Source organism: Shewanella sp. 11B5 (genome assembly GCF_002836795.1).
Lineage (GTDB): Bacteria > Pseudomonadota > Gammaproteobacteria > Enterobacterales > Shewanellaceae > Shewanella > Shewanella frigidimarina.
On sequence record NZ_PJAP01000341.1, the window covers coordinates 1 to 6,434 of the forward strand.

Here is a 6,434-nt window from a genome sequence, read left to right on the forward strand (position 1 = left end):
TTTTGTAACTTTGCCAACTCATCATTGGGTTTGGCAAAATGGTCCATACCAATAAATTGATAACCCGCATCTGTTAACGATTCTATCGTTTGGCGAAGCATATCTAATTTCTGTTGTGGAGCAGGCATATCATGTTCTTTAATTTTACGTTGTGCAGCAAAACGCGATGGTAAATGTGCATAGTTAAAGACAGATAGACGATCAGGCGATAGCTCAATAATGCGCGCAATAGTTTTCGCAAACGTTTCTGGCGTTTGCAGCGGTAAACCGTAAATTAAATCAACGTTCGTTGATACAAAACCGAGTTCTTTAGCTCTGGCAATTAAGTCGAAAATAAATTGTTCGTCTTGCTCACGGTTAACGGCAATTTGTACTTCTTTATTAAAGTCTTGAACACCAATAGATACCCGGTTAAACCCAGCTTCTTTTAAGGTGTCTAACATGCTGAGCTCTATCTCACGCGGGTCAACTTCAATTGAGTATTCACCCACATCAGCAAAATTAAAGTGTTGTTTAATTAATGCGGTCAGTTTAAGAATTTGTTCAGGGCTTAAAAATGTCGGTGTACCGCCACCCCAATGCATTTGGGTTACGGTATAATTTTTGAATAATGGGGCGCGTTTAATAATCTCAGTGGCCAGATATTCAATGTATTGATCTGCTTTGTGAGAGTGGCGAGTAATAATTTTATTACAACCACAGTAGTAGCAAAGCTTGGCGCAAAAAGGAATATGCACATATAGCGACAGTTTATCTGACTTACTGTTTTTAATAGATGTCAGTAAGTTTTGCTCAGTAAAGGCATCGTCAAACTCTAGTGCGGTCGGGTAAGAAGTATAACGGGGACCGCTGTAATTGTACTTTTCGATCATCGACTGATCCCAACTAATCTGAGTGGGCTGCTTCAAGGCGTGTCCTCCGGGAGTAAATTAGCAACAGGCGAAGTATGCAATGTTCGTGATCAAATAACCTTGATCTAGGTTGTAAAAATGAATGTTGCCTATGGTGATTAGTGAGGTTTAGCGATAGCTGATATGAAATAATGACTAGACTGTGCAGCAGGTCACAGTTTGTGTTTGGCGATTATTTAGATAAGGCTGGCTTCTAGCCAAGGTTAAAACGTTGAGAGCCTAAATTGCGTGCCTTGCCATCGTATCTCACTTCAGTAAGTTGTACTTTACCGCTGCGGTGTTTCAACACAACACTCGTTGAACGAGTGCCGTATTCTTCATGTTCGATAAAAATAGATGATAGACGTCGCTCCCACTCAAGACTGATGCCTGTTTGGGGTAAATCTTGATCTTTGGGTTGAGAAGTATCGCGCATGATATTGAGTAATTGGTCTATGCAAGGTGATTGCATTTGTTTGATATAGCTTTGTAGCTGTTGCTGACCTTTAGCCATTTTAGGCCATATATCATCCAGCGCACCGTTACTCACAGCATGAAAACCAGGCTTAAGCAAAGTAGTCGTTAAGGTTTTACTGTTAAAGCAATGGAGTTGATTGTGCTGTTCGAAGACTAAATTAAACGGATTGTAGTTAATCGAGTGTTCAGTTAACCATTGGCTATTGATGTGTTGTTTGGTTAGCGCGTCAACGACTAACTCTCCACGACTGCGAACGCCATCTTGCTGTTCGATTGCTCGAATATTGGTTAGCCCAGCAAATTGACCCTGTTCATTAATTCCTAACCAAGTACCACCGGCTTGTTTATCTTGCCCAGCGATAATGATTGGTGTTGTTGCCCAACGGTAGGCAGGTTCGGTTGCTCTGTGATGAAATTCATCGCGATTAGCACAGACAATTAAGGGGTAATCCGGATGCGCTTCAACGGCAATAAATAAAATACACATGGCAGCCCCTTAAAAATATCGACACCGCCATCATAACCTAATAAATCGATTATGATTAATGATGATGCTTATGTGGCGCAGCTGACTCGTGATGATGTGCAGCTTTGGTGTCTGAATGATGGCCGTGGTCATGGCTATGTGGTGCTGATTTTAAGTTGATCATCAAACGGCTTAAAAACTTTCGAGGTCCAAGTCGCAATAAGCTGGCGCCAAACAATAAAACGATTGCTACTAGACCAAGTATATTGACCGATTCAGGTAACTGTAATGTTAATGATGAGCTCAGAGTGAGTTGATCTGCCACCATTAATCCTACCAGTAAAATCCCGCCTAACATGAGTCCTTGTTTCCAATTCATTAACTTCAACTGGCCGATGCTGAGTACCGGCGCTGCGAGTAAAGTAAATGCCACAGCAATTTGGCTCCAACCACTGTAAGCCAAGGCAAGTGCCAAAATTACCGTGCCTAAATTACAAAAACGCATCGGCAAAAAGACTAATAGTAAAATAAATACCTGTAATGCGGGGTTCTCAAGCGGAACAGATGGATGACCTATCAAGTTTGCTAATACTAAGCTAAGGATAATCCAGGGGGCACTTCGGTCGACTAATTGGCTAAAGCCAAAGCGCCAAGGTGACTCTGATAGTGTTGGGTGCGGATCTGTTATATCAACTTTTGTCAGTGTCATTAGTGCCCCAATAGCTAATAGCCCCAATATTTGGTAAAGCGCAAACCAAGGGCCCAATAGTAATAAGGTAATTAACAATGCTTCAGGTCCGGCTAAACGCTGTAACCAACGTAATCCTAGGGAAGGATGAGATGGTCGTAATCCTGATGCAAACCTCGCTGTGGCGATAAAGTAACTGCCTAATAGGATCGGAGAAATAGTCAGTAACCAACTAACGAATTGCTCTGAACCATGGTCTTTATGAGCGTGTTCATGGCCGCCAGTATCCATCAGCAGTAGCAGGGCTAATAACCCTAAACCTAATAGGCTGCCAATGCCTGCTTGGTATTGATATTGACCTTGCTTGTCTTCTTGTTGGTGGCCATGTGGTTGATGTAATACAACGTGCAAAATGGAACCGGTAACAAAGGCTTGCAAGTAAACCGTGTTTTCAAGACTTAATTGAGTTAACAAATGTTCGCCAGCAAAGTAGCCGACGCTGGTTAATACCATCATTGCAGCTAAAACGGCGCTAGCCCATCGAGTGCCGACTTGAGGTTTGAGTAACCACCAAATGGCGACACCAACAGGTAGGCGGTGCATGATCACGCCTAAGGCTAGAAGTGTCGAATTGCCTTCTTGTTGTGCCAATACCATCGCTCCACCGTCCGTAATGGTGTGCAGTAATAGTCCGCCAATGCCGAGAGTGAGGGTGATGTTGTGGGTGATTTCTGAATATCGATGAAACAGTTTTTCACTGGCTGTCGGGCCCCAAACGCCAAGCATGACAAACAATAGCGTGATAAACCCACCATGCTCCAACAGTTCTGGCAAAATATGAATGAGCACCAATCCGCCAAGGGAGACGAATATAAATCCATCTAGGCCTTTTTGTAATCCGCTACCTGATGAAAAGAAGCGATAAAAAAGTGGCCCAAACAGCAGTGCAATACAGCTAGCGATTAGATAGAGCATGTTATCCAGAAATAAATCGAAAAAAACAACGCAGTATACCATTTTAAACCAGTATTGTAGCGTGTGAATATCTCAAGCTGAAAAATTTACTTAGAACCTATAGAGAATGCAGATCTAGTCATTGACGTTAAAGCCAAAAAACTTTCTCAGGTCATCACTTTGGCAAGCGTATGTGGCTATTTGTGATGAGGCATTGTTCACTATTATTAACAACTAACGCCTTGTAATCATCAATAAACTGGCTGTTTTCATCGCTTATGTTACTGTGTTGGGTATACAATGTAGCCCATATTTTGTTAATTAAAAGATTGTTGTCCATGGATATTTTTTCTGCAGCCGTCATGTTGTTCTTGATTATGGATCCGTTGGGTAATTTACCTATATTCGCTTCCATATTGCGGCATATTGATCCCAAAAAACGCCGTAAAGTCTTAATCCGTGAATTGTTATTTGCGTTGGTTATCATGTTGTCGTTTTTGTATGCTGGTGAAGCTATTCTTAATTTTCTGAACTTACGTTCTGAATCCGTTAGCATTGCGGGCGGCATTATCTTATTCTTAATCGCGATTAAAATGATCTTCCCTTCGCCGGGTGGCGTGGCTGGATTAGCTGCTGGTGAAGAGCCTTTTATTGTTCCGATGGCTATTCCGCTAATGGCTGGTCCATCTATTTTAGCGGCCTTGATACTATTGGCGCACACAGATAGCAGCCGCATGACAGATTGGACTATTGCGTTGGTCTCAGCATGGGGCATGAGTGCCGTTATTTTAATGTTCTATAAGTTGTTTACTCGTATCCTTGGTGAGAAAGGCTTAATAGCGGTAGAGCGACTAATGGGGATGGTATTGGTGATGATATCAGTACAAATGTTACTGGATGGAATATCAAATTATATCAACTCCACGGTAAATTAAGCTAAATTGTTATAGATAAACATTGTGCCAAGTAACTGCAGCAAGCCGACTCAACAGAGTCGGCTTGCTGCTTTTGGGCGCTGGGTTAATAGCCTTTTGTATTAATTTTTAATCGAATAGATTTATTTACATTAAAGAATGTCTAATTTAATTGTAACCCTGTGGTTGCAACTGTTAATGTCATGTAATTATTGTTTGGGGTGAATTATGAAATATATTATCGTCATGTTGGGGCTTGTTTTTATGACCTTGCAAGGGTGTCAAAATCAGTCAGCAGCATCAAAGGTAGACGAACAAGCAGCCACTGTAGTGGTAACCAAACCATTAATTAAAGATTGTGGTCCAAGTGCGATGCCACCTTTACGTGATCGCACCAAATTAACTGAAAATTTGCGCAAGAAAGGGCTCATCACCGCTGACATGGATCAAGCACAAATAGATAAAATTGTTGCTGATTATATAACTAAACGCCAAAAAGCATTTGAAAAATGCCATAAACCAACACCAAATACAGGTAAGTCGTAATGAGTAAGTTGACTAAATATCAAGGGTTAGCCGTTTCATCCTTATTGCTTGCATGTAGCGGTATGGCTGCTGTTGCTGCTCCACAAACAGGCACTCCTGCTGATGCGGGGCTAATTAATGAACAACAAGTGTTGTATTGGTTAATTAAACGTGGCGAAGTGAGTGTTGATGCCAGCGAAGCTGAAAAACAAGCTGCAGTAGATGCTTTTGTTAGCCGTGGTCGAAATGCGACTTTTAAGCCTGCTGCCATAGAGGTAAAAGCTGAGCAATTACGCATTAAACGTTCCGCGCAAAAAAATACTAAAAGTGCTCAATATTCCGCGGCAAATAACAAAGTCTTAGCCGATCAAGATATTACCAAAACGGTAAAGGTGTTAGCTGTGCTGGTGGACTTTCCTGATTTACCTAATGATGCTAACCAGCTTGAAGTGGGTGATACTGACATGTATTACAGCAGTTACCCTGCATCACATTATCAGCAACTGCTATTTTCACAAACTGGTTTTACAGGCCCAAGTAATCAAACGCTGCAATCGGCACATCAGTATTTTCAGGCGGTGTCCGGCAATAGTTTTTATTTTACCGGTCAAGTACAAGACTGGGTCACCGCAGACAATAATGCCGCTTATTATGGTGGCAACGACTCCGATGACAACGATAAAGCCGTCCCAGAGCTAGTAAAAGAAGCTGTCACCAAAGCAGTAAGCGGTATGAGTGATACTGAACTTGAAAGCTATGATATTGAAGACCCTTTCGATATCGATGGCGACGGTAATTATGATGAAGCTGACGGTATTATCGATCACGTGATGCTGTTTCATTCAAGCATCGGTGAAGAAGCTGGTGGTGGTGTATTGGGTGAGGATGCAATTTGGTCGCATCGTTTTTATGTCGATTCAAATACCAATGGTTATGTTATTCCTGGCCGGGCCCTTAAGATATTCGGTTACACCGTGCAGCCAATCGATGCTGCGGCAGGAGTATGCACCCATGAGTTTGGTCATGATTTAGGCTTACCCGATGAGTACGACACCACTAATAGTGGTGATGGTTCGCCTGTAGGTGCTTGGTCATTGATGTCTGGCGGTAGCTGGACCGGTAGTATTGCTGGTGCTCAACCAAGTGGATTTAGCCCATATGCAAAATCTTTCTTACAGCAAAAATACAAAGGTAAGTGGGTTAATGAGCAGCATATATCTCTGGCCGATTTAACCAGTAGCGGTACCGCGGTGCAACTTAACCATGCCGTCAATACCGATGCCGTAAACCAGCTATCTATAGCGCTACCCGCTGAGGCTGTTGCTTTTAAAGCACCATTAACGGGTCAATATCAGTATTATTCAGGTCAGGGTAATATGATCAATAATGCCATGTCTTTTGATGTGACCTTACCATTAGATACGCCATTAGCATTATCATTTCAAGCCCATTGGGATATAGAAGACGATTATGATTATGTGCAAGTGTTGGTTGATAGCGTTGCAATAGAAGGTAACTAC

At 42.1% G+C, this 6,434-nt stretch carries 6 protein-coding genes; 3 read left to right on the plus strand and 3 right to left on the minus strand.

Translation table 11 applies throughout. From position 1 onward, the window contains the following. The 3 genes from hemN to CXF78_RS07210 form a co-directional block, all read right to left on the minus strand. The coding region (hemN, locus tag CXF78_RS07200) for an oxygen-independent coproporphyrinogen III oxidase (protein WP_219622056.1) at window positions 1-872 on the minus strand (872 nt) is incomplete at its 3' end. Window positions 873-1,104: 232 nt separating this feature from the next. After that, a complete protein-coding gene (locus tag CXF78_RS07205; protein ID WP_011635535.1) occupies window positions 1,105-1,854 on the minus strand; it encodes an NRDE family protein in 750 nt (249 codons plus the stop codon). A 55-nt stretch (window positions 1,855-1,909) separates the two neighbouring features. After that, window positions 1,910-3,496 carry a ZIP family metal transporter gene (locus tag CXF78_RS07210; RefSeq protein WP_049763499.1) on the minus strand — a complete coding sequence of 529 codons (1,587 nt, stop codon included), beginning with the start codon at window positions 3,494-3,496 and terminating at the stop codon, window positions 1,910-1,912. 317 nt (window positions 3,497-3,813) lie between these two features. Between CXF78_RS07210 and CXF78_RS07215 the strand changes: the two genes are divergently transcribed. The 3 genes from CXF78_RS07215 to CXF78_RS07225 form a co-directional block, all read left to right on the plus strand. After that, a complete protein-coding gene (locus CXF78_RS07215) occupies window positions 3,814-4,410 on the plus strand; it encodes a YhgN family NAAT transporter (protein WP_041412685.1) in 597 nt (198 codons plus the stop codon). 207 nt (window positions 4,411-4,617) lie between these two features. Further along, a complete protein-coding gene (locus tag CXF78_RS07220; protein WP_102036395.1) occupies window positions 4,618-4,935 on the plus strand; it encodes a hypothetical protein in 318 nt (105 codons plus the stop codon). Further along, on the plus strand, window positions 4,935-6,434 hold a 1,500-nt coding region (locus CXF78_RS07225), incomplete at its 3' end, for an immune inhibitor A domain-containing protein (protein ID WP_145991391.1). The genes CXF78_RS07220 and CXF78_RS07225, both read left to right, overlap by 1 nt.

What these genes read in the sequence shown, in the direction of transcription:
- CXF78_RS07210 (WP_049763499.1), bottom strand. Translation starts at nt 3,496, where the DNA reads ATGCTCTATCTAATCGCTAGCTGTATTGCACTGCTGTTTGGGCCACTT.
- CXF78_RS07220 (WP_102036395.1), top strand. Translation starts at nt 4,618, where the DNA reads ATGAAATATATTATCGTCATGTTGGGGCTTGTTTTTATGACCTTGCAA.
- CXF78_RS07215 (WP_041412685.1), top strand. Translation starts at nt 3,814, where the DNA reads ATGGATATTTTTTCTGCAGCCGTCATGTTGTTCTTGATTATGGATCCG.
- CXF78_RS07205 (WP_011635535.1), bottom strand. Translation starts at nt 1,854, where the DNA reads ATGTGTATTTTATTTATTGCCGTTGAAGCGCATCCGGATTACCCCTTA.